Source organism: Polaromonas sp. (genome assembly GCF_031411155.1).
In the GTDB taxonomy this organism is placed as follows: Bacteria; Pseudomonadota; Gammaproteobacteria; order Burkholderiales; family Burkholderiaceae_C; genus Polaromonas.
The window spans coordinates 32,061-51,962 of sequence record NZ_JANOAL010000087.1; the positions used below are offsets into that span (position 1 = coordinate 32,061).

Consider the following 19,902-nt stretch of genomic DNA (forward strand, 5'->3'; position numbering starts at 1 on the left):
GGAATGGAAAAATAAAAAAGCCCGCGAGAGCGTCCTCTGGCGGGCTTTGGAGTTGCCGTGAGGCAGTACCAAATTTACGGTTTAGTACAGCTTCTTCGGCAACTGCATGGAGCGGATACGCTTGTAGTTACGCTTGACGGCGGCAGCCTTCTTGCGTTTACGCTCAGCCGTTGGCTTCTCGTAGAACTCGCGCGCGCGCAGGTCGGTCAGCAGGCCGAGTTTTTCAATGGTGCGCTTGAAACGGCGCAGAGCCACGTCGAAGGGCTCGTTATCTTTTACACGAATGGTCGTCATTGATGAATTGATCCAAAATTTTGCGCCTTAATTGATCTGATCAGGATCAGGCCAGGCGCGGGTTTGCTAGCAAAGCCTTGGATTATAGCGTAATCATGAGTTATTTCGGCCTCGGTTGCTCGATCTTTTGGCGGTTGAGACGGACCCATCTTAGCTTCGCGCTGCGATGCGACACGAACTGGCGCACTGATGCCCAAAATGGTCTCACTCCCTGAATGAGATCGCTATGGAAATTGTTACCGCGCGCCAGTTACCGTTGTTTCCGCTGGACCCGTGGGGTGCTGAGCACGCGTTTGCGGTGCTTGATCGTCCCTGCCCAGGAATCGCGCGCGCGATGGTTGGGCCATTGAGTCTTGGGACGGCGCTGGATACCGCTGACGACTCGCTGCGCTGTCTTGCCGCAACCGAAGACGGTGCTTTCGTGGCATGCATCAACACAAAAGTGCAACACATCCAGAATTTGGGGGCGCTGTGGGAAACGGTGCTGCTGGAACTCGACGCAGTCCGTCATCAGCCGTCCCCCGCAATCAAGGCGGGGTCAGGTTTTCGACCTGATGACTGCCTGAAGGCCTGGTCCGATCCTCAGTTTTGGCTGCCTCGACCACGCGGCGGGGCTCACATGCACCGCTCGTTATGGGCCATGGCTAAACTGCTGATCGTCCATGGACTTGCAGAAAAACCGTGCCTTACCCATGAGGATCGCCTTCAGATCGAGAGCGACGCGCTGATGGTGCTCGGGCGCCAAATTGCTTCGGGGGTGCTACTGGTCCTCGACGCGCTTGACCCTGAGCTTTGTGAGATCAGCACCAATCGCCCGCGCATGAGCGTGTCAATGGCTCATCGCCTGGTTTCTCTTGCCCGGAAAAATGATCCATTAGCGGTGCCCTATGCGTTGCAGGCCTTGAGAACCGAACCGGTGGCCGTGCTTCATTTGGCAGCGAGCGGCGACCCCGAAGCAGAGGCCAGACAGGTTCGGGAGGCGATTTTCAGCGGGCGTAGCTTGCCCGATACCTTGAACGAACTTGGCGTCGCAAAGGCTGCTCACAGAAGGTCGGTGAAAAGCTTCGTTCGATGCGCTGAGCAGGCACCCGGGCAGGGTGAACGTCTTGGCGATCTTCCGATTTCTGGCCGTGACTGGCTCACCGCCATGCGCATCACCAAAAACCTGCCGTTCCAGGGTAGGGAGGAGTGGGAGGAATTCTGTCGACTCGTGACGAAGCTTTTCTCATTGCCTGTTCAGCACGCCGAAACACTGCCCAAGTTGCTACGCTGGTGCGTATTGCCTGGCTACGCAAGAAGCTGCCATCGACTAGAACTCCTGTTATCGCAGGCGCGGGCATTCGCAACCGCAGCGCGCGGGCTGGCCGGCATCGACGTGGCTCTTGACGACGCGATTTCGCTGGGACTGGCGTTGCTTGGCAAACCGGCAGGGCGGGCTATTTCCGGGGCCGAGTTTGGCGAGATTCTTGACCCGCAAAACCTTGGTCAACTTGTGGCGGGCGTATCGCAGATTTCCGGTAAGTCGATGGTCAAGCTGATGCACAAGATCTTTGACGCGCATCCGGGAATCCCATACGGATTTCGCTTGCCGGAATCAACCACGGTTCATGCGCTCGACAGTCTTGATCTTGTACGAGCACACGGCGCAGTGTGCGACAACTGCCTCCAGTCCCCGGAAACCACCATTCAGTATGTGGCCTCGGGGCTTGCTTTATACGCCGTGAGGTCGGGGTCTTGCAACGCCGGCACGATTGCACTCTGTCTTGACGGCATGGGGAAATATCCGCAGGTTCAGGTGGAAGAAGTCAGGGCGGTGAACAACGCTGAAGCATCACCCACGTTAAGCAAGGTGGCCCAGTCGCTGGCTGATTCGTGGGCAACAACGCCGCAACTGGCTAGCTGGGTTGCCTATGAGCGCCAATGTGCGCGGTGGCGGCAGTTGGCGGGCGCACCGTGAGGTTTTGGTACGAAATCTCGGGTCGCAAAGGTAGCAAGTCGCACTTTGATTCGGGATGAGGCGTTCTTATCAATTTTCCAATTGAGCATGCGCTGCTAGAAATTTTCTGCCCAGCGATCCCAGAAACCGGGCTCGTCGTGGGTTGCGTTTTCCATGGCCTGGTCGAGAGAGCAGTAAACAAAGAAGACTTCCGGGTAGCGCATGCTGCCATCGGGATTTTCGAGAAATGCCTCCAATGCCCGAAAGGCACGCAGGGACTTGTCGTAAGGCAGGTCGATATACAGTTGCCCCCGGTAGCCCATCATCAAGCCCACGGCGGCAAAGTGGCCACAACGCTGCCAGCCGATGCCCTGCGCTTCCAGCCAGTCGATGATCTGCTGCCGTATGGGCAGCGCTTTCCATGCACTGTCAGGCATCGTTTTCCACGCCCAGACATCCTGGTCAGACAGATTCTCGCCAGCTTGAGGGGCAAGTGCCAGGGGGTGAAACTCCAGGTACAAAACACCGCGCTGCTTCTGGCGAGCGATGGCGTCGATGTGCTTAATCAGCATGGGCATGGGAATTTCCAGTTAAGAAACAGACACTTCATTATGGTTAGCGGTGCGTCAAAATGTGGCGCAGCCATGAAGCCGTAATGAGGTCAAGGACTGCATTTGAAAAGATCCCAATTTGGGACTAAAATACACCTATGCGAGTTATCTCAAAGGCGACGTTGGTGGAGTTTTGGCTCCGGCACCCTGCGTCAAAGCAGGCCTTGCAAACCTGGTTTGAAGATGCCAGCCACGCGCAGTGGAAGACCTCGCAGGACATCAAGCTCCGGTATGCCAGCGCCAGCTTTGTGGCCGCCAACCGGGTGGTGTTCAATATCAAGGGCAACGATTACCGCCTGGTGGTGGCGGTGGCCTACCGCTTCGCGGCCCTTTATATCAAGTTTGTTGGCACGCATGCACAGTACGACGCCATCGACGCAGCCACCGTGGAGAATCAGCCATGAAAAAGCCAGACCGCTACCCCATTCGCCCCATCCGCACCGATGCCGATTACCGTGCCGCATTGGCTCTGGTGGCGCCTTATTTTGACAATGAGCCCGAGATTGACAGCGACGCAGGCGCGCACTTTGAGGCCATGGTCACATTGATCGAAGCTTATGAAGCCAAGCACTACCCCATGAGTCCGCCCGATCCGATAGAGGCGATTTTGTTCCGCATGGAGCAGCAGGGCCTCAAACCCAAAGACCTGGAGCCCATGATCGGACAGATGAACCGGGTGTACGAGGTGCTTAACGGCAAGCGCAAGCTGACCCTGGCGATGGTGTGGCGCCTGCACACCGGGCTGGGCATTCCGGCGGAGAGCCTGATCCGGCCGCCGGGCTAAGTGACATCAGTCCTGCCGCGTTAGCGCAATCACCGAAAAATCATTGGTGTCGCCTGTACTCCCCATCGACGACGGTATAAAATGAATCCGTATTTTTTACGTAACTGTTTTTGGAACTACTCATGTCCACCCTTACTCAGCCGTTTGAGCGAATTGATCTTCGTACTTCACCTGAAATCAAGGAGTTGATCGTTCGCGCAGCGCTGACGAGCGGGGTTTCACTGAGCGCATTTCTCATTGCATGCGCGCAGGATCGTGCCAGGCAGATACTGGCCGAGAGTGAGACTTTGACGTTTTCACCGCGTGACTGGGATGCGTTTTTTGCCGCCCTGGACAACGCCGATAAGCCCCGCCCGAAACTTGAAGCCGCTGCGCAGGCTTATTTGAAGTGGCGCGATCAAAGCACCCCAGCCAAGTGATTGGCAGGTGATTGACTTTGACGGCCAGGTTGAATTGCTGGCAAAAAATCATGACCGACGCAATTTTGTCTGCGGCGAACTACTACTGGACGATTATTTGCGCCGACTCGCCCGGCAGCATGCCGAATCAAAAATCAGCCGGACTTATGTGGGCGTCAAGGGCGACCGGATTTTGGGTTATTACAGCCTGGCGATGTCGGCTATCCGCCGGGAACAGTTGCCGCAGCAGTATCAAAAGCGGTTCCCGAATTACCCGGTGCCCGTTGCCCGGCTGGCCCGCCTTGCGGTAGACCAAAGTCAGCAGGGAAAGGGTTTGGGCAAGTTGCTGCTTTTGGATGCTCTTTACCGGTGCCATCGCCTGTCGGAAGAAATTGGGGCTGTCGGCGTCATCGTCGATGCCAAGAACGCGCGTGCGCAAAGCTTCTACGGCCAAATGAACTTTGAAGAATTTCCTGAGACACCTTTGACCCTGTGGCTGCCTGTCGCGGCCATTACCCGCTTGTTTGGGGACAAGTGAATTTGCTATTTATTTGATAGCTGCTAACGCACTGTTTGTAAGGTCTATAGGCCTGAATGGCTATGAATCCAGGATCAGGTTGCGCTCACCAGCACAATGACCGAGAAATCATCGGCGCCACCAGCGCGGCGTGACGCTTTGCAGGCACTCAGTAGGTCCACATCCGAATTGCCGACAAACAAGGCGGCAATCCCGGCATCGCTCAACACCTCGTTAAGCCCGTCGCTGCACAACAGAAGACGCTCACCCGGCTGCAATTCATGGGTGACGATGTTCACGTTGAACTCATCAAACTCGGCATCGACGATGAACTGGCAGGTCAGGCCCTTCAGGATGCTGGCCGCATTCTTGGCCTGCTCGGGCGTGATTTCACCCGCGATCAGCATGTCATTGAGCAGGCTATGGTCGCGACTCAGCAGGCGCACCTGACCACCGTTCACGCCATTCGTAAACAGGTAGGCCCGCGAGTCGCCGACGTTGAAAATAGTGACGGCATTGCCAATCAGGCGTACACCCACCAGCGTCGAGGCCATGCCATAAAGCTCGGCGTTGGCACTGAGGGCCACATAGTCTTGTTGGACCTGATGGAGGAGCGCCGGTAGGGATGCGGTGTCTGGTGCCGTCGCAAGGCGGATTTGCAGCAGCTCCAGCAAACGCCGACTGGCGGTGCGCGGGAGTTTGCCGCTGGACACGCCGTCCGCCACCGCGAAATAGCGTGGTTGTGATGAGTCAACTTCGCCTTGCTCGCGAACACGACCTTGATGCACTTGTCCGTTAAGCAACATGGCATCTTCGTTGTGGGGTTTGCCGGTGCCGCGTTGGCTGAAGGAGTTAAAGGCAATCCGCATGGGCGTAGGGCTGAATAAATCCATTTGGGCTACTGCCGCGATTGGTTCACCAATCTGACTTATTCACCATCGTCAGGAAGCGGATAGCTGAGCACGTTTTGCACATAACCAGGTAACTCTTCTTCGTACGCATTGATGGCATCCTTGATGCGTCCAAGTAAATCTTCGCCAGAGAATTCATTGCCGGATTCATCTTTGCAACTTTTCAATTCCAAGGCTGGAATAAACAATCCCTTGTCTTGATCCCTGACGTGAAAAAAGGAATCGGAATCGTAGTAGTAGGCCAGTAGAGCGTCTTTGGCGTGATGCGGACTTTCCTTCTCCATAACGTAAAGACCGTATTCTTGGTTTGGTTCACCAGCAGAAACGAGAAATTTTTGCATTTTCCTTGTCATTTTCATCTCCTAAGTTGCAATTAAAGTGCGGCCGCTGATGCTGACTCGCAGTTGCCTACAGGCCGGATTTCAATTGGTTCTGCCGAAGTCGCTTCTCAATTTTGGCAACGGTTGTAATCATCCACTCGGCCATCACGCCCGAAGCAATTTGAGCCCAAGGCTTGGAAGAATATCGCCAATCTCTTAGAGACGGTTCGAAGTCTTGATACCAAAGCCAGAGGCCATGGGACTTTCCCCTCGCATTGAACTCGTTGTCCATGGCGGGCTTGATGTCGAGCAGGACTTCGTCTGTTTCGGCATTTTTCAGAATGCCGTAGAAAAAATTTCCGCCGCCTGGCTGGTCAAAGCCAAAACCCACAGTGAATTTATCCCCAGGAGACAACTGAATCAGGATCGGGCGTTTCCAGTCTGAAATGTCAAAGCTGGCCGGTAGCTCCCACGAATAACCATCTTTCTTAACGCCCCGGACGAATTGTTCATGAAGCTTCTTGAGCAACGCGCCCTTGATATCAGATTGCGCGAGAGAAAGCTCCAGTGCAAGCTCAACAGTTGCCGCACTGCTGATGGCGTCAGTAATCAGTTGTTGACGTTCTGTCATGTCGCGGACTCCTAAGAAAGTTTGGTAGATGTATTTTTCGAAGCTCTGAATAAAAGCCTGCACGGCAGGGGCTTCGCACTGTGCGCGGCAGGTGGACAGCCAAGGCAGAAGGTGGGCGTAGCAGCTCACTACCAGGTGGCGTGCTGCTATAGCTATGGTGGCAGCTTCTTTTTCAATGCTGTGGCCTCCGGGCGTACGGTCCTCGTGGCCTGGCAGGTAAATCAATACGTACCCATCCCTATAACGGGCCTCCAGATGCCTGAGGTAATCCTTTACTTGATCAGCTCCGTCAGCCGCCCATGGTTTGTTTTCGATGGCGATAGCAAACTTTCGTTCTGATGTGGGGCCCGCCAGTTCAATCAGGATGTCAATGCGGCGTCCGGATTGTTGGTTCGCGTCGGTGGGGGCTTCGGTGGCGACAGAAAGCACCTCCCTGTTCGCTACCAAATCTGTCAGCCCTAGCAGCTGGATGAAGCCGTCCAAGAATCTTCGCCCCTGAGCATGACTACCGCGAGGGTCCAGTAACTCGCGAAGCAGATTGGACAAACCCAACTCGCCTGGTGACAGTAAATCAATCAAGTTGAAGTCTGGGGCAAACTGGCTGGCGTAAGCGGATCGCGCTGCACGCAAGCCCTGCAGTTTTGCGTGGGTTGACAGTAAAAATTGTGTGGTTTCCATATTTCCCTTGAAATCATTTGTTAGGGCGTCCAAGGCGGCCGTAGGACACATTCACGATTTTGAACGTTGGGTTTGGTTGCGTGTCTTTCATGAACTCCAATACAACGGCTTTCTATAACGTCAGCGAGCTTCTGCTGATCTCACTCACCGCATCCCCAAACCCCCGCAACCACCAATCCAGCATAGCCGAGTCCACCACGGTCGCCGTAATCTCATAGCCGTCATCCAGTTCCACCACTTGCTGGTCAAGAGACAGTGGGCATTCCACCACATGAAGCCCGGCCCCTTTCGTTATCCGAAAACTCAAGCGAATCTTCGTGCCGTCGCCGTAGCCAAAGCGCCCAGCGTCGTCAAATTGCTTGAGGTCGAAATTCTTGGGGCGCTCAAAGGTCAGGGTTGAAGACTGGGCTGAGATAAAGCGGTGCAGCGCCAGGCAGCGTTCGTTGTCGTAGCCTTCATACCGGCAAACGAGATACATGCGCGGACCTTGCTGCGCCAGGCCCAGCGGCATGACCCTGGAAGCTTTTCTGTCACCCTCGGCATTTCTGTAGTCCACGTCCAGCCACTGGTTGCCATACAGCGCGTCGCTGACCTGCTCGAAAACGTTGGCATCGACTTTGGGTGGCAGCAGCGGCTGGCTGGTGCTGACCACGCGCACTTTGTCCAGCCACTCACGCTCGCGCTGGAAGGAGCCGCTTTGACCCTTCTCATTAAGCTGGCCGCGCGCCTGGCTGAAAAAACCTTGCATGGACTTCATCAGTTTGGCGGGCAGCAGGCTGCTCAGTTGTTGCTCGGCCAGCGTGAGGAGCAATGATTCTTGGGTGCTCAGGCCCGGCAGCGTCAAGCCTTTGGCGTTTTCTTGCCAGCGGTAGCGGTAGGGCTTGCTGCTGTCGTCACGTTCGATGCCGTAAAACGTGGAATCGGGATCGGACAGCGTTTCCAGCAGGCGCTGGATGGTGCGCGGTTCGCGCTCAAAACCCGCATCCTTCAATTGCAGGCGCAGTTCGGTCGCGGTGATGGTGCCGCGTTTGGGAATGCGACGAAGCAGTTCAAGAGAAAGCTGTAGCGTTGCCAGGGAGTCAGGGCGTTTGGGCATGGTGATGCGTGGATAAATTACGTGGATAAATGACGTGATTTAAAGCTTCAAGTCAGTGCGGCCTGCAAACACCTGCCACAGGCGCACCATGGCATAGGTGTCGAGCTTGCAGTAGGCGAGCAGTTGCTGTTCGATCTGGTTTTTGCGTGCTGTGCATGTGTCTGGATGAATGGCCTCCAGGAATGCCTGCATGGCCATGCCGCCATCCTGCACGCCGTCGAGGGCGTCGTAGCGCAATTCGGGCACGACCGCTGGCAGCACCTTCTTGATGCTCCAGCTGCCTTGCTGGCTGGGGTGGTAGTAGCGCTCACGGGCGATGGGCAGCAAGTCAACCACGCGGGCGTTGATGGCCAGCAGCGCTGCGCTGAATTGCGGGTGCCGGATTGCCAGTTCACTGATGCGCGCCGTCTCAAACCCGGCGTTGTACACATACACCGGCCCCTGCTCACCACAGGCGGCGATCAGGGCCTGGGCGAATGGCTGGGACGGGTCATTGCCGGAGAGATCAAGAAATGCCGTGTGGTCGAGCTGGCCGGATGCGGACAAGGTGTGCAGGCTGAACTGGAAGGTGTTCTGCTGATACGGGCGGGTACCTTTCCAGATGGGCACTGCAAACTGGATGGTCTCGAAGTCCAGAAAATAGGCCGGAAGGCTATGGATAGCCAGGTCTGCGGCGGCACCCGCCGCATCGAAGAACACCGCATTGGCCAACGTGTGATTTTTTACCCGTTGCTGTTTGGCGTTGAGCAGGTTGTCGGGGACGTTTCTGAGATCGGTCACACCCTGCGTGGCGAGTTCTCGCGCTTTGGCACCGATGTAGGGTAGCCAGTAAACCGGGTATTCCGGTTTCGGTTCGTTGCGGCTGCAATAGTCGTAAAAGCCGCAGGCAAAAGGCGCGTCGCAATGCGCTCCTATTTCGATAGCTGGTTCTACAGGGCTGGCGGTGACAAGCTGCGCCTGGGTTATCCAGGCTTTGACTTCTTCGGTGCGCGAGAAGGCCTCAGCGCTGAGGTCGTTTTCTTTTAGCAGCCCGCTGTAGTCGCCGTTGCCGGGATAAGTCCATGAACTGTCAATGTGCGCCAGCGCGATGCTTTGCAGCGCAACCCCGGCCGACCGGGCGACAAAGGCCTGTACGGCCACGTCATCGCGGTGGTAGTCCTTGACGCTGGTGGAGGATTTGACTTCCACCATGCGCCAGACCTGTTGGCCGTCTTGTTGCTCGGGCAGCATGACGTCGGCGAAGGCCAGTGCGCCACCGGCTGAAAAACCTGCCTCAAAAATGGCTTGCGCGGTGCCAAGCAATTCCGCGCTGCGCTCAAACGCGCGGGCAAACCCTTCGCTCTGCACATCAATTACCGCGCCCAGACCTTGGGGGTCGTAAATGCGCTGGGCGATGTCTCCCACCTGATGCCCGATCTGAAAGCTAATCTGGGTGGCATCGGAATCCTCGCGCAGCTCAGGGCGATGGATTTCCAGCCACAAGCGTTTGGGGCACTGGCGCAGGGCCAGCAACTTTGATTTTGAAAATGTGCGCATGGGGTGTTTCTTAATCCACAGCCCAGCCTGCTTGCAACAAGGCATCAACATCATCAAACCGGTGATCATTGCTTCCCGTTTTCGAGCGCAATAGCAGGCGGTCATGCATCAGATCATCGATAGTCGCATAGGCATAGCTCAGCGTCGGGTGCTTGAAATGAAGGTACCCATCCGGCGTCACCGGTAGTTGCGCTATGGCTTGGCGGGTCTGCTGTTGCAGGCTTTCAGACCAGGTGCTGGTTGGGTGGGTTGTCATGGTGGTGAAATTGAATGATTAAGGTCATTGTCGTTCGGCATGCGTCACTCTGTGTCGCATCGCTGTGCAAACTTGGCGCATTGAATCAACAACGCGAGGCACCCATGGATTTCATTGAGGTTTATTACTCACCAAAGCAGGTTTCCTGCCCGGACAGCGCTTCACCCAGCCCGCGCAAACCGGCATGGGTGGTGGCGGACTGGATTGCGCAAGACTTCCCCATCGGCATTGTTGAGCCCCTACCGGCAATCCGGGCGCAGCTGGCGCAGGCCCACTCGCAAAACTACGTGGATGGCATCTTGAGTTGTGAGCTGATGAACGGGTTTCGTGGCCGCCAGAAGGAGGTAGCGGATTCGCTGGCCTGGACTTGCGGCTCGCTCTTGTCGGCAGCTCGTGGTGCATTGAACAACGGTTTGGTCGCTTGCTCTCCTACCTCGGGGTTCCATCATGCCGGGGTTGAATCCGGCTATGGCTACTGCACCTTCAACGGACTGATGGTGACCGCACTGGCCCTGAAGGCAGAAGGCAAAGTCCGGCGCGTGGGCATTCTTGACTGTGACCAGCACTACGGTGAGGGAACGGCTGAAATCATGGCCGCGCTGAGCATCGACTGGATTCGGCACGTTTCGCAAGAACACTGGAGCCCGGACGATGCGAAGCCGTTTATCGACAAGTTGCCCGAGGTCGTACGCGACTTTGCTGACTGCGACCTGCTGATTTACCAAGCCGGTGCTGACCCGCACATCAACGATCCGCTGGGTGGTTTCCTGACTACGGTGGAACTGGCTGAACGCGACCGAATCGTTTTTTCTGTGGCGAAGTCAATCGGCATTCCGGTAGTGTGGAATCTGGCCGGAGGCTATCAGGAGCCAGTGTCCCGCGTGCTGGAAATCCACCGGAACACCATGGCGGCGTGTGTTGCGGAATACGTTTAAGCGGCCCGGATGCCGCTGGCCAGGACCGAAACCGTAATCTCGTTATCCAGGGTGTCGTCGTGGTACGTACCGTAGATGATCCACGGGTCTTGGGATAACTGCTTTCGGATGCTTCTCATGGCGCTCATTGAGTCTCCCAGTTTCAGGACTTGTGGGGAGGCTCGAACGGCCATCAGAACGGTCGACGCCCGCTGCAGCCGGCTTCGACCGAGCAAGGGATGGTCAATCGCATGGAGGGCGGCGACCGCGGCACCGTCCACGCCGCTGGCAGACCCGAAGCCGAAAGCGCAATCGCCTTCATGGCTCAAGATGATGTGCCTGAGATCCTCGAAATCAATGTTGACCCAACCGGGCCTGCAAACCGGGTTCAAGATGCCTCGCCATAGCTGGTCGAAGGCCAAGGCTGCCTGACTGGATACGGACGTGAACGAAGCGTTTTCTCCAGCTACTCGCTCAATATTCCGATTGGAGAAGGGGAGTAGCGCATTGACATGAAGCCGAAGCTCGCGGATGCCGGTTTGAGCGATCTGCTTGCGCTGCAGGCTCCCGAAACTGGACGGCAAGGTGGTGAAAGCCAAAGTGAGTATGTCTTGCTCGCGCAACATCTGCGCAACGATGGGCGCGATACCGCTGCCGGCTGCACCGCCCATCCCGGCGACCAGCAAAACCATGTCCAGACCGGCCACCGCGTCAGCAATTTCAGGGAGGGACGACTGTGCAAGAAACCGTGCGGCTTGGGGCTCGAGGCTCGGGGCCTTGCCATCGCCCACCAGTATCTTGCGGTCGGCCTTGACCCGCTGCAGTGAGTTGACGTCTGTATCGATGGCGATGGATAGCCCGAGATAGGGGAGGCGCCCAGCGAGCTTATTCACAATGGCGCTGCCTCGCCCTCCGAGCGCCACGACGCCAACCTTGGGAATAGCCCAGTCGCTCCCGGCGACCTCGACGGCATTTGTCGGCGTCTGGGTTGCTGTTATGGCCGATGCGCCTTCGCCGTAAAACGCCGACGCGGGCAGGATGACACTGGCACCCATGGCATTGAGGGTTTGCAGGAATTGGCGGCGATGCATAGGGGTTCTCCCACAAAGTGACTGTGGGAGAACTATGGATCAGGGGTGCGACGGAATGTGTCGCAAAATTTCAGGAAGCGTGCCGAATGCGTTAGTCAGGCGGCCGTTAACGCAGCCTGCTTGGCCACCAGCGCCTGCCCGCAGGCAAACCCCGAGGCCCAGGCCCACTGGAAGTTGTAGCCGCCCAGCCAGCCGGTCACGTCGACCACTTCGCCGATGAAATACAGGCCGGGCTGCTTCGATTCCATGGTTTGCGAGGACAGCTCGCGGGTGTCGATGCCGCCGGCGGTGACTTCGGCTTTTTTGTAGCCTTCCGAGCCATTCGGTGTGAGTTGCCAGTCGGCCAGGCGCGCGGCCAGGCCCAGCAGGGCCTTGTCGGTGGCGTCGCTGATCGGGCGCTGCAGGGCCGGGTCGGCGCTAACCCAGGCGTCGGCCAGGCGGCTGGGCACCAGGGTGGCCAGCTCGTTGGCGATCAGCTTTCTGGACGTGGCCTTGGCGCGCAGCAGCAGGCTGGGCAAATCCACGCCGGGGGCCAGGTTGAGGCGCAGCGCCTGGCCTTCGCGCCAGAAGCTGGAAATCTGCAGCACGGCCGGGCCGCTCAGGCCGCGGTGGGTGAACAGCAGGTCTTCCGAAAAAACCACGGCCTTTTTGCGCTGCTTCGGGCTGGCGTCAGGCGGGCAGGATTCAATCAGCACCGGCAGCGCCAGGCCGGCCAGCTGGGCAAACGGCGCCCAGGCTTCGCCGTCAAAGGTCAGCGGCACCAGCGCGGCGCGCGGCTCCACCAGCGCCAAGCCAAACTGTTGGGCGATGCGGTAACCGAAATCGCTGGCGCCAATTTTGGGAATCGACAGGCCGCCCGTGGCGATCACCACCTGCGGGGCTTCGATCAATCCCCGGTCGCTATCAATTTGGTAGCCGTCCGTGCCCGTTTTATCTGGGCCAAGCAGGCTTTTGACCCTGCACGGTTGCCAGCGCGTAACCTGGCCGGCATCGCACTCGGCCAGCAGCATGTTGATGACATCTTCGGCCGAGTGGTCGCAAAACAGCTGGCCTTTGTGCTTTTCATGAAACGGAATGTTGTAGCGCCGCAGCAGTTCGATGAAGTCTTGCGGCGTGTAGCGCGACAGGGCCGAGCGGCAAAAATGCGGGTTCTCGCCCAGAAACTGCGCCGGGGTGGCGTCCCGGTTGGTGAAGTTGCAGCGGCCGCCGCCCGAGATGCGGATTTTCTCGGCCACTTTTTCGCTGTGGTCCAGCAGCAGCACCTTCAGGCCGCGTTGGCCCGCCACGCCGGCGCAAAACAGTCCGGCCGCGCCTGCGCCGATGACCACTACGTCGAATTTATGAGTCAAATCGGCCTCTAGCCCAATAAGAATGGGTGCTATAAGCTATCAAAATAATAGCTAATACCTCCCGTGAGTGATTGTTTTGCACATGGGAGTTTAGTCTGGCCAGCGCTTGCCGGGGCCCGCAGGCCCTTGGGCGTCTTACTGCCTGACGATGACGGGCTGGACCGTAAAGACGTTCGGATTCGCCGGGTCGACCTCCACGCGAACCCAGTGAATCATCGGGCTGCCAAAGGTTTGCAAGCGCGTCAGGTTGGGCAGCAGCCTGGACGGGCTGTACAGCGGTTTGTCAAGCTTGAAGAAATGCGTGTCGCCATGCACAAAAAGCACTTGCCCGGCAAACTGTTCGGTCTCGCTCACCACGGCGTTGATGAAATTGCGGTAGCCGCTGACGCCAGGCGCCTGGCTCTCGTCCCTGTCTTCGGTTTCCGGCAGGTCAAAACCCGGGTCACCCTGAATCACCAGCACCAGGCCGCGCGCCTTCTGGTCTTTGGCGGCCTGAAACGCCTGCTGCAGCCACTGCAGATTGGCAGCGTCGCGCTCGACGTGTTCGGCATTGCTGGCCTGGCACTGCGCGGCGGTGCGTGCGCTTTTGTTGCCGCAGTCTTTGTCGTCCATGACCTTGTTGTTGTTGCTGCCGGGCACGTTAAAGCCGGCAAACACGATTTGATGGTGGCTGAAGCGGGTGTTTTCAACGTACTTCTCGCCGGGCTGGCCCTGGTGCAGCAGCGGCAGCTGGCGTTTGCCCAGGCTGGCCGCCGTGGGGAACAGGGTTTTGCGCAGGTAGGCCAGGCGCTCCAGCGCGTCGTAGCCGCCGTTGTTCAGGCGGTGGCAGTCGGTCCATTCGTTGTCGCCGGGCACGTACACCACGGGCTGGTCCATCTGCCCAAACATGGACAGGGCCGAGGCGTAAATAGCGTCGGTGCATTGGGAGCTGCCGTCCTTGATGTCGCCGTCGTAAATCGAAAACGCGATGTCGGACTGGTTGATGCTGTTGAGCAGCGCCGGGATTTTTGGCTCGTCACCGGCCTTTTGGTAGGGCATGTCGCCCCACAGGCCGAAGGAAAACGGTTGCGCCTGGACGCACGAGAGGCCAAGCGCCAGCAGTGCGCCAGCCAGAAAACGAGGTGACATGAGCAGGGGTCCAGTCAAAAGACATGAGCTTAGTCAGCGCACATGTCAACTCTGTGACCGCGCCACTGGCGGGGATGCGGGGCGCGCGATGCCGATAGGCAACACCGGGGTCAACTCGTGTGAATTCATGTCAATTCATGTCAATTCATGTCGAAGTGTGAAAAGTTTTTGACTAAACTGGCTGTAATGAGTTGGTTTGCAAGCAGCGGCGTTGGCGCCTGCCCAGACGGTGAGCCTTCAACAGGGACGATGCCCATGATTTTGTCGATGATTCTGATTTACCTGCACCTGATTGCGACCTGCGCGGCCATTGGCACCATCGTGATCACCGACCTGCGCCTGCTGGCCAAGGTGCTGGGCTACCGGGTGGTCATTCCGGCGCCGCAGCGTTTTGAAACCATCACCATTGGCGTGGCGCTGCTGGGGTTGTATGTGACGGGCGGCGCGCTGATCATGCTGGGCCTGGCCGACCGGCCCGACTACCTGGCCAACGGCAAGCTGCAGGGCAAGCTGGTGCTGGTGGGTCTGCTCACCGCCAATGCCTTTGTGCTGCACCACCGGGTGTTTCCGATTCTGCAGCGCTCACGACCGGTGTCGGCCTGGACGCGGGGCCACTGGTTGACGGTGGCGCTGGCGGTGTCGCTGTCCAACAGCGCCTGGTTTTTTACCGCTTTTCTGGGCATTGCCCGGCCCTGGAACCATGCAGTGACGCCCGGCTTTGTGCTGCTGCTGGCGCTGCTGGCCTGGGGCGCGCTGTTTGTGCTGGTCAATGCGGTGCTGATGCTGGCGTCGCGCGATGCGCCCAAGGCCGACCCGGACTGGATTGACGCGGTGAAATCGTCCTGGAGCGAATTGAGCGCACTGAACGAGTTGACGCCGGCCAAAAAGCGCTGAGGCGCCTTCCCGCCGAAATCAAGCGGCGCGGGCGGCTTGCGGATGCGCCGCCGCCAGGGCGACGCCGGCCATGACATCGCCCACCACGATGATGGACGGGCTGGCCAGGCCGGCCTGCTCGATCGCATCGGCCAGCAGGCCCAGCGTGGTGCCGATGTGGCGTTGCGTCGGCAGCGAGGCGTTTTGAATCACCGCCACCGGCGTGCTGGCCGGCAGGCCGGTCAGCAGCTCTTGCTGAATGCGCCCGGCCCCACTGACGCCCATGTAAATCACCAGCGTCAGGCGCGCGCTGTGGGCGGTGGCGGCAAGCAGCCGCCAGTCGGTGCCGGCCGCACCGGGCTTGGCGTGGCCGGTGACAAACACCACGCCGTGCGCATGCTGCCGGTGCGTCAGCGGCACGCCCAGCGAGGTGACTGCGGCCAGCCCGGCGGTGATGCCGTTGATGACGGTGACCGCAATACCGGCGGCCTGCAGGTGCTCGACCTCTTCGCCGCCACGGCCAAAAATGAAGGGGTCGCCGCCCTTGAGGCGGACCACGGTTTCGCCTTCGCGCACCGCCATGACCATCAGCTTTTCAATGAATTCCTGCGGCGTCGATTTGCAGCCACCGCGCTTGCCGACATACACGATGCGGGCCGTGGGCGGGGCAAACGCCACAATCTCGTTGCTCACCAGGTCGTCCACAAACAGCACGGTGGCGCTCTGTATCGCCTTGAGGGCCTTGAGGGTCAGCAGCTCGGGATCGCCCGGGCCGGCGCCCACCAGGGTGCAGTGGCCGCTGGTCGGCAGGTTTTTGGGGGGTGTATTCATAGTTGGGGGACCAGATGCAAGATGTGTTCCACCTGCCGAGCAATCGAGGCCGGCACCGGCTGGCGGCCCGCCATCACGGCCTGAATATAGGCCGCCGTGCTGGCCGGATCAATGGTTTTGGCCAGATCGGGCACGGTCGGCAGGGTTCCGGGCTGCGCCTCTTGCAGCAGCAAGCGCTTGCCGGCGATAAAAGCCTCCATCTGCGGCGTGCGGCGGGCGTCGGCCACCACTTCGCCCTCGGTGCCGCGCAGCAGCAAGGCGTTGGCCTGGATCAGCGCAAAGGTCAGCGCCATCGACTCGGCGTATTCGGGGTGGGTATAGCTGCTGATGACCAGGCTTTTACCGAGGCAGGGGTTCATGATCTTGACCAGGCTGTGGGCCGGGTTGCGCAGCCCCACGGCGCGGCGCACGTCCAGCAATTGCTTGAGGCCGGGGCACAGCAGCTCGGTCGGCGCAAAGGCGACCTCGCCGTTTGCTATTGTTTTAATAGCTGTGAGCGCATGGATGTCCAGGGCTTGCAGCACTTCTGATGAAAAAATCCGGGACGATTCGGTGGGCGTGCCATGCACCAGCACCGGCAAGCCTTCTCGCGCCAGCAGCAGCGCCAGCAGCGGCGTCAGCACCGGCAGCTTGCGTGCGCCGTTGTAGCTGGGCAGCACGATCAGGGGCCGGTCGGTGGCGGGCAGGCGGTTCAGCCGCTGGTAGGTGGCGTCCAGAAAGCCCGCCATCTCGTCGGCGGTTTCGCCCTTGATGCGCATGGCCAGACAAAAGCCGCCAATTTCAAGATCGGTCACGCTGCGGTCCAGCACCTGGCCGAACAGGTCGCTCGCCTGCTCACGCGTCAGCGCACGCGCGCCCTGTTTGCCGCGACCAATGACCTTGATGTACTGACTGATGCCCATGGGGCGATTGTCTGCGAACGCAGATAACTTTTTGTTATGAGCTTAGGCCACCTGCCGGATCGGGATGATGGGGCGCTCTGGGGCAGGGCCGCGGGCATCACGCACCTTGCGCTTGAGCTCGGGGATGCAGGAGCCGCAATTGGTGCCGCATTTCAGCGCCGCCTGCAAAGAGGCCAGCCGCTCGTCGTCGGTGCCAAGGTAGCCGGAGCCGCTTGCCCCCAAATTGATGCCCTGGCTCAGGGTTGCAAGGTGCGCGTCAATTGCCGTGTCGCTGACGTTCAGGCAGCTGCAGACCAGCTTGCCGCGCGACTGCACCGCCACCGGCGGCTTGGCGCCCGGCAACAGCAGCAGCCGGCCATAGGCCTGCGCGGGCAACTCGTCCTGCAGCAGGGTCTTGATCCAGGCCTGGGCGCTGGTGTCGCCGGCCAGCACGAAACCGGCCAGTTCGGCCTGCTCGCCCTGAGCGCCCTTGCGAATCAGCCGCACGCTGCGGCGCTGGCCTTTCTTCTTGTCGGCATAGCGCAGCACGTCGGCGCCGCCCAGGCCCAGCAGGCCTTCGAGGCGGGCCAGCAGCTCGTCGGCCGGTGCCTCATGGCCAGCCGCGCGAAACAGCACGCCGTTGCGTTCGGCGCCAGGGTTGGCCAACGGCGTGTTGTTGGAAAACGGCACGCAGCTGCTGAAGGGAAAGGCGGACATCAGGGGCTTGAGCTGTTCGCGCGCGCCCAGCGTTTCACCCTCGGGCAGCCAGGCCATGGCCAGCAAAGACCAGGGCAGCTCGGCCTTGAGGATTTTGACGGCCGCGTGTTTGAGTTCGGGTTGCTTGGAGCTGGGGCAGTAGGCCGAGGTGGTGAGGGCATTGACTCCGGCCAGCGGCTCGCCGCTGCTGGACAGGCCGCTCAAATACTCCTCGCCCCAGTGCATGGCGATGAAAGCCTGGCTCAGGGCGACTTCGGCCGAGGCCTGCACCGGCAGCACGATGGAGCCGCGTTTGGAAGTGACATGCACCAGGTCGCCTTCCTTGAGCAGCCTGCGCGCCATGTCCTGCGCGTTCATCTGCACCGCCGGCTCGGCCACATGGCCAAACAGCCGGCCCAGCGTGCCGGTGCGGCTCATGCCGTGCCACTGGTCGCGCAGGCGGCCGGTGGTCAATGAAAACGGATAACGCGATTCGCGCGGTTCGGCCACCGGCTTGTAAACGGTGTTGACGAATTTGGCCTTGCCGTCGGCGGTGGGAAAGATGCCGTCTTCGTAGAGCCGCAGCTTGCCATTGGTTTCACCTTCGCGCAGCGGCCACTGCTGCGGCGCCGTGTCGAGCATGGCGTAGCTCATGCCGGTGATGTCGAGGTCGCGGCCGCGTGTCGATTCGCGGTGCTCGTTCCAGATGGTTTCCGGCTGGTCGTAGGCAAACAGGCTTTTTTCAGGTGCAGGCGGGGTGGCCAGCAGCTTTTCCAGCCGCTGTGCAAACGCCACGGCAATCGACCAGTCATGCCGGGTTTCGCCGGGCGCGGGCACGGCCGGGCGCACGCGGCTGACGCGGCGTTCACTGTTGGTCACGGTGCCGGTCTTTTCGCCCCAGGTGGTGGCGGGCAGCAGCAGGTCGGCATAGTCGCAACTGGCCGTGGTGGCAAACGCCTCCTGCACGATCACCAGCTCGGCGCGGTCCAAGGCACGGCGCACGGTGGCCTGGTCGGGCATGGACTGGGCCGGGTTGGTGCAGGCAATCCAGAGCGCCTTGATTTCGCCGTCGGCGGCGGCCTGAAACATCTCGACGGCGGTCTTGCCGGGCTTTTCGGGCACCGAGGGAACGCCCCACAGCGCCGCAATTTCGGCCCGGTGCGCCGGGTTGGCCAGGTCGCGGTGGGCGCTCAGCAGATTCGCCAGTCCGCCGACCTCGCGGCCGCCCATGGCATTGGGCTGGCCGGTCAGCGAGAACGGGCCGGCACCGGGCTTGCCGATCTGCGCGGTGGCCAGGTGCAGGTTGATCAACGCGGCGTTCTTGGCGGTGCCGCTGCTGCTCTGGTTGAGGCCCTGGCAATACAGGCTCAAGGTTGCGCCCGGGCCGCCGAACCAGCGTGCGGCCTGCACCAGGTCGGCTTCCTTGATGCCGCAGATGCGGGCCGTCTCCTTGGGCGTGAATTCACGCACCCGGTCGCGCAGCGCCTCGAAACCGGTGGTGTGTTCGGCGATGAAACGGCCGTCGGTCAGGCCTTCCCACAGCATGACGTGCAGCAGGCCGTGGAACAGCGCCACGTCGGTGCCGGGCAGCAGCTGCAGGTGCAGGTCGGCCTGTAGCGCAGTTTCCGTGGCACGCGGGTCGGCCACGATGATCTTCAGGTGCGGGTTGGCCCGGCGGGCGTCCTCGATGCGGCGGTACAGGATCGGGTGGGCCCAGGCCGCGTTGCTGCCGGCGATGAACAGGCAGCCGGCGTGGTCGATGTCCTCGTAGCAGGCCGGCGGCGCGTCGGCGCCCAGCGTGGCCTTGTAGCCGGCCACCGCGCTGCTCATGCACAGCCGCGAGTGGGTGTCGATGTTGTTGGTGCCCAGCAGGCCCTTGGCCAGCTTGTTGAAGACGTAGTAATCCTCGGTCAGCAGCTGGCCGGAAACGTAGATGCCGACCGAGTCGGGGCCGTGCGCGCTGACGCTGCCGGCAATGGCGTTCGCCGCGGCGTCCAGCGCCGTGTCCCAGGCGATCGGCTGCAGCGGCGCCTTGCGCTCCAGCCGGCGCATCGGTTGCAGCAGCCGGGTCTGCAGCGCGATGGTGGGCGAAGCGGTCAGGTGCAGCGTCGAGCCCTTGGTGCACAGGCGCCCGAAGTTGGCCGGGTGGTCCGGGTCGCCGCGCACGCCGG

21 protein-coding genes are annotated in these 19,902 nt (G+C 60.1%); 7 read left to right on the forward strand and 14 right to left on the reverse strand.

The features are described 5' to 3' along the window. Nucleotides 1-81: 81 nt before the first annotated feature. Nucleotides 82-294, reverse strand: a complete 213-nt coding sequence (gene rpsU, locus RMO23_RS05280) for a 30S ribosomal protein S21 (protein ID WP_007872347.1) — start codon at nt 292-294, stop codon at nt 82-84. Between the two features lie 226 nt (nt 295-520). Between rpsU and RMO23_RS05285 the strand changes: the two genes are divergently transcribed. After that, nucleotides 521-2,251: a hypothetical protein gene (locus RMO23_RS05285; protein WP_309679190.1), complete on the forward strand. Its 1,731-nt coding sequence runs from the start codon at nt 521-523 to the stop codon at nt 2,249-2,251. Between the two features lie 95 nt (nt 2,252-2,346). Here RMO23_RS05285 and RMO23_RS05290 read toward each other — a convergent pair whose 3' ends face one another. Continuing rightward, entirely contained in the window at nt 2,347-2,808 is a 462-nt protein-coding gene (locus RMO23_RS05290; RefSeq protein WP_309679192.1) for a hypothetical protein, read from the reverse strand. 131 nt (nt 2,809-2,939) lie between these two features. Here RMO23_RS05290 and RMO23_RS05295 point away from each other — a divergent pair, with 131 nt between their 5' ends. From RMO23_RS05295 to RMO23_RS05310, 4 genes are all read left to right on the forward strand, one after another. Then, nucleotides 2,940-3,245, forward strand: a complete 306-nt coding sequence (locus RMO23_RS05295; protein ID WP_309679194.1) for a type II toxin-antitoxin system HigB family toxin — start codon at nt 2,940-2,942, stop codon at nt 3,243-3,245. Further along, nucleotides 3,242-3,625, forward strand: coding sequence for a transcriptional regulator (locus tag RMO23_RS05300; protein WP_309679196.1), 384 nt, complete (start codon nt 3,242-3,244; stop codon nt 3,623-3,625). The genes RMO23_RS05295 and RMO23_RS05300 overlap by 4 nt, the downstream gene beginning before the upstream one ends. 122 nt (nt 3,626-3,747) lie before the next feature. Next, the gene (locus tag RMO23_RS05305) at nt 3,748-4,044 is read left to right on the forward strand and encodes a DUF1778 domain-containing protein (RefSeq protein WP_309679197.1); all 297 of its coding nucleotides are present in this window, start codon (nt 3,748-3,750) and stop codon (nt 4,042-4,044) included. 7 nt (nt 4,045-4,051) lie between these two features. After that, entirely contained in the window at nt 4,052-4,561 is a 510-nt protein-coding gene (locus tag RMO23_RS05310) for a GNAT family N-acetyltransferase (RefSeq protein WP_309679199.1), read from the forward strand. 74 nt (nt 4,562-4,635) lie between these two features. Here RMO23_RS05310 and RMO23_RS05315 read toward each other — a convergent pair whose 3' ends face one another. From RMO23_RS05315 to RMO23_RS05340, 6 genes are all read right to left on the reverse strand, one after another. Continuing rightward, a complete protein-coding gene (locus RMO23_RS05315) occupies nt 4,636-5,433 on the reverse strand; it encodes a protein phosphatase 2C domain-containing protein (RefSeq protein ID WP_309679201.1) in 798 nt (265 codons plus the stop codon). 35 nt (nt 5,434-5,468) lie between these two features. Beyond that, nucleotides 5,469-5,804, reverse strand: coding sequence for a hypothetical protein (locus RMO23_RS05320; protein WP_309679203.1), 336 nt, complete (start codon nt 5,802-5,804; stop codon nt 5,469-5,471). 55 nt (nt 5,805-5,859) lie between these two features. Next, nucleotides 5,860-7,080: a PD-(D/E)XK nuclease family protein gene (locus RMO23_RS05325; RefSeq protein ID WP_309679205.1), complete on the reverse strand. Its 1,221-nt coding sequence runs from the start codon at nt 7,078-7,080 to the stop codon at nt 5,860-5,862. Between the two features lie 112 nt (nt 7,081-7,192). Continuing rightward, nucleotides 7,193-8,176 (reverse strand): WYL domain-containing protein, encoded by a 984-nt coding sequence (locus tag RMO23_RS05330; RefSeq protein ID WP_309679207.1) that lies wholly within the window; start codon nt 8,174-8,176, stop codon nt 7,193-7,195. A 39-nt stretch (nt 8,177-8,215) separates the two neighbouring features. Continuing rightward, nucleotides 8,216-9,781, reverse strand: a complete 1,566-nt coding sequence (locus RMO23_RS05335) for a DUF2779 domain-containing protein (protein ID WP_309679209.1) — start codon at nt 9,779-9,781, stop codon at nt 8,216-8,218. Continuing rightward, nucleotides 9,723-9,968: a hypothetical protein gene (locus RMO23_RS05340; RefSeq protein WP_309679211.1), complete on the reverse strand. Its 246-nt coding sequence runs from the start codon at nt 9,966-9,968 to the stop codon at nt 9,723-9,725. Before RMO23_RS05340 ends, RMO23_RS05335 begins: the two co-directional genes overlap by 59 nt. A gap of 104 nt (nt 9,969-10,072) precedes the next feature. Between RMO23_RS05340 and RMO23_RS05345 the strand changes: the two genes are divergently transcribed. Beyond that, nucleotides 10,073-10,903, forward strand: coding sequence for a hypothetical protein (locus RMO23_RS05345; protein WP_309679213.1), 831 nt, complete (start codon nt 10,073-10,075; stop codon nt 10,901-10,903). On the opposite strand, the gene RMO23_RS05350 is transcribed toward RMO23_RS05345, so the two are convergent. From RMO23_RS05350 to RMO23_RS05360, 3 genes are all read right to left on the reverse strand, one after another. Continuing rightward, nucleotides 10,900-11,973, reverse strand: coding sequence for a hypothetical protein (locus tag RMO23_RS05350; RefSeq protein WP_309679215.1), 1,074 nt, complete (start codon nt 11,971-11,973; stop codon nt 10,900-10,902). The genes RMO23_RS05345 and RMO23_RS05350 overlap by 4 nt on opposite strands. A gap of 95 nt (nt 11,974-12,068) precedes the next feature. Next, nucleotides 12,069-13,322, reverse strand: coding sequence for an NAD(P)/FAD-dependent oxidoreductase (locus RMO23_RS05355; protein WP_309679217.1), 1,254 nt, complete (start codon nt 13,320-13,322; stop codon nt 12,069-12,071). A gap of 135 nt (nt 13,323-13,457) precedes the next feature. Next, nucleotides 13,458-14,450 (reverse strand): hypothetical protein, encoded by a 993-nt coding sequence (locus RMO23_RS05360; RefSeq protein WP_309679219.1) that lies wholly within the window; start codon nt 14,448-14,450, stop codon nt 13,458-13,460. Between the two features lie 255 nt (nt 14,451-14,705). Here RMO23_RS05360 and RMO23_RS05365 point away from each other — a divergent pair, with 255 nt between their 5' ends. Further along, a complete protein-coding gene (locus RMO23_RS05365; RefSeq protein WP_309679221.1) occupies nt 14,706-15,344 on the forward strand; it encodes a hypothetical protein in 639 nt (212 codons plus the stop codon). An 18-nt stretch (nt 15,345-15,362) separates the two neighbouring features. On the opposite strand, the gene cobA is transcribed toward RMO23_RS05365, so the two are convergent. From cobA to RMO23_RS05380, 3 genes are all read right to left on the reverse strand, one after another. Beyond that, complete coding sequence (cobA, locus tag RMO23_RS05370; RefSeq protein WP_309679223.1) at nt 15,363-16,154, reverse strand: uroporphyrinogen-III C-methyltransferase; 792 nt, start codon at nt 16,152-16,154, stop codon at nt 15,363-15,365. Continuing rightward, nucleotides 16,151-17,056, reverse strand: a complete 906-nt coding sequence (ybiB, locus tag RMO23_RS05375) for a DNA-binding protein YbiB (protein WP_309679225.1) — start codon at nt 17,054-17,056, stop codon at nt 16,151-16,153. Before ybiB ends, cobA begins: the two co-directional genes overlap by 4 nt. A 42-nt stretch (nt 17,057-17,098) precedes the next feature. Further along, nucleotides 17,099-19,902 (reverse strand): molybdopterin-dependent oxidoreductase (locus tag RMO23_RS05380; RefSeq protein WP_309679228.1); only part of this gene is annotated, 2,804 nt, incomplete at its 5' end.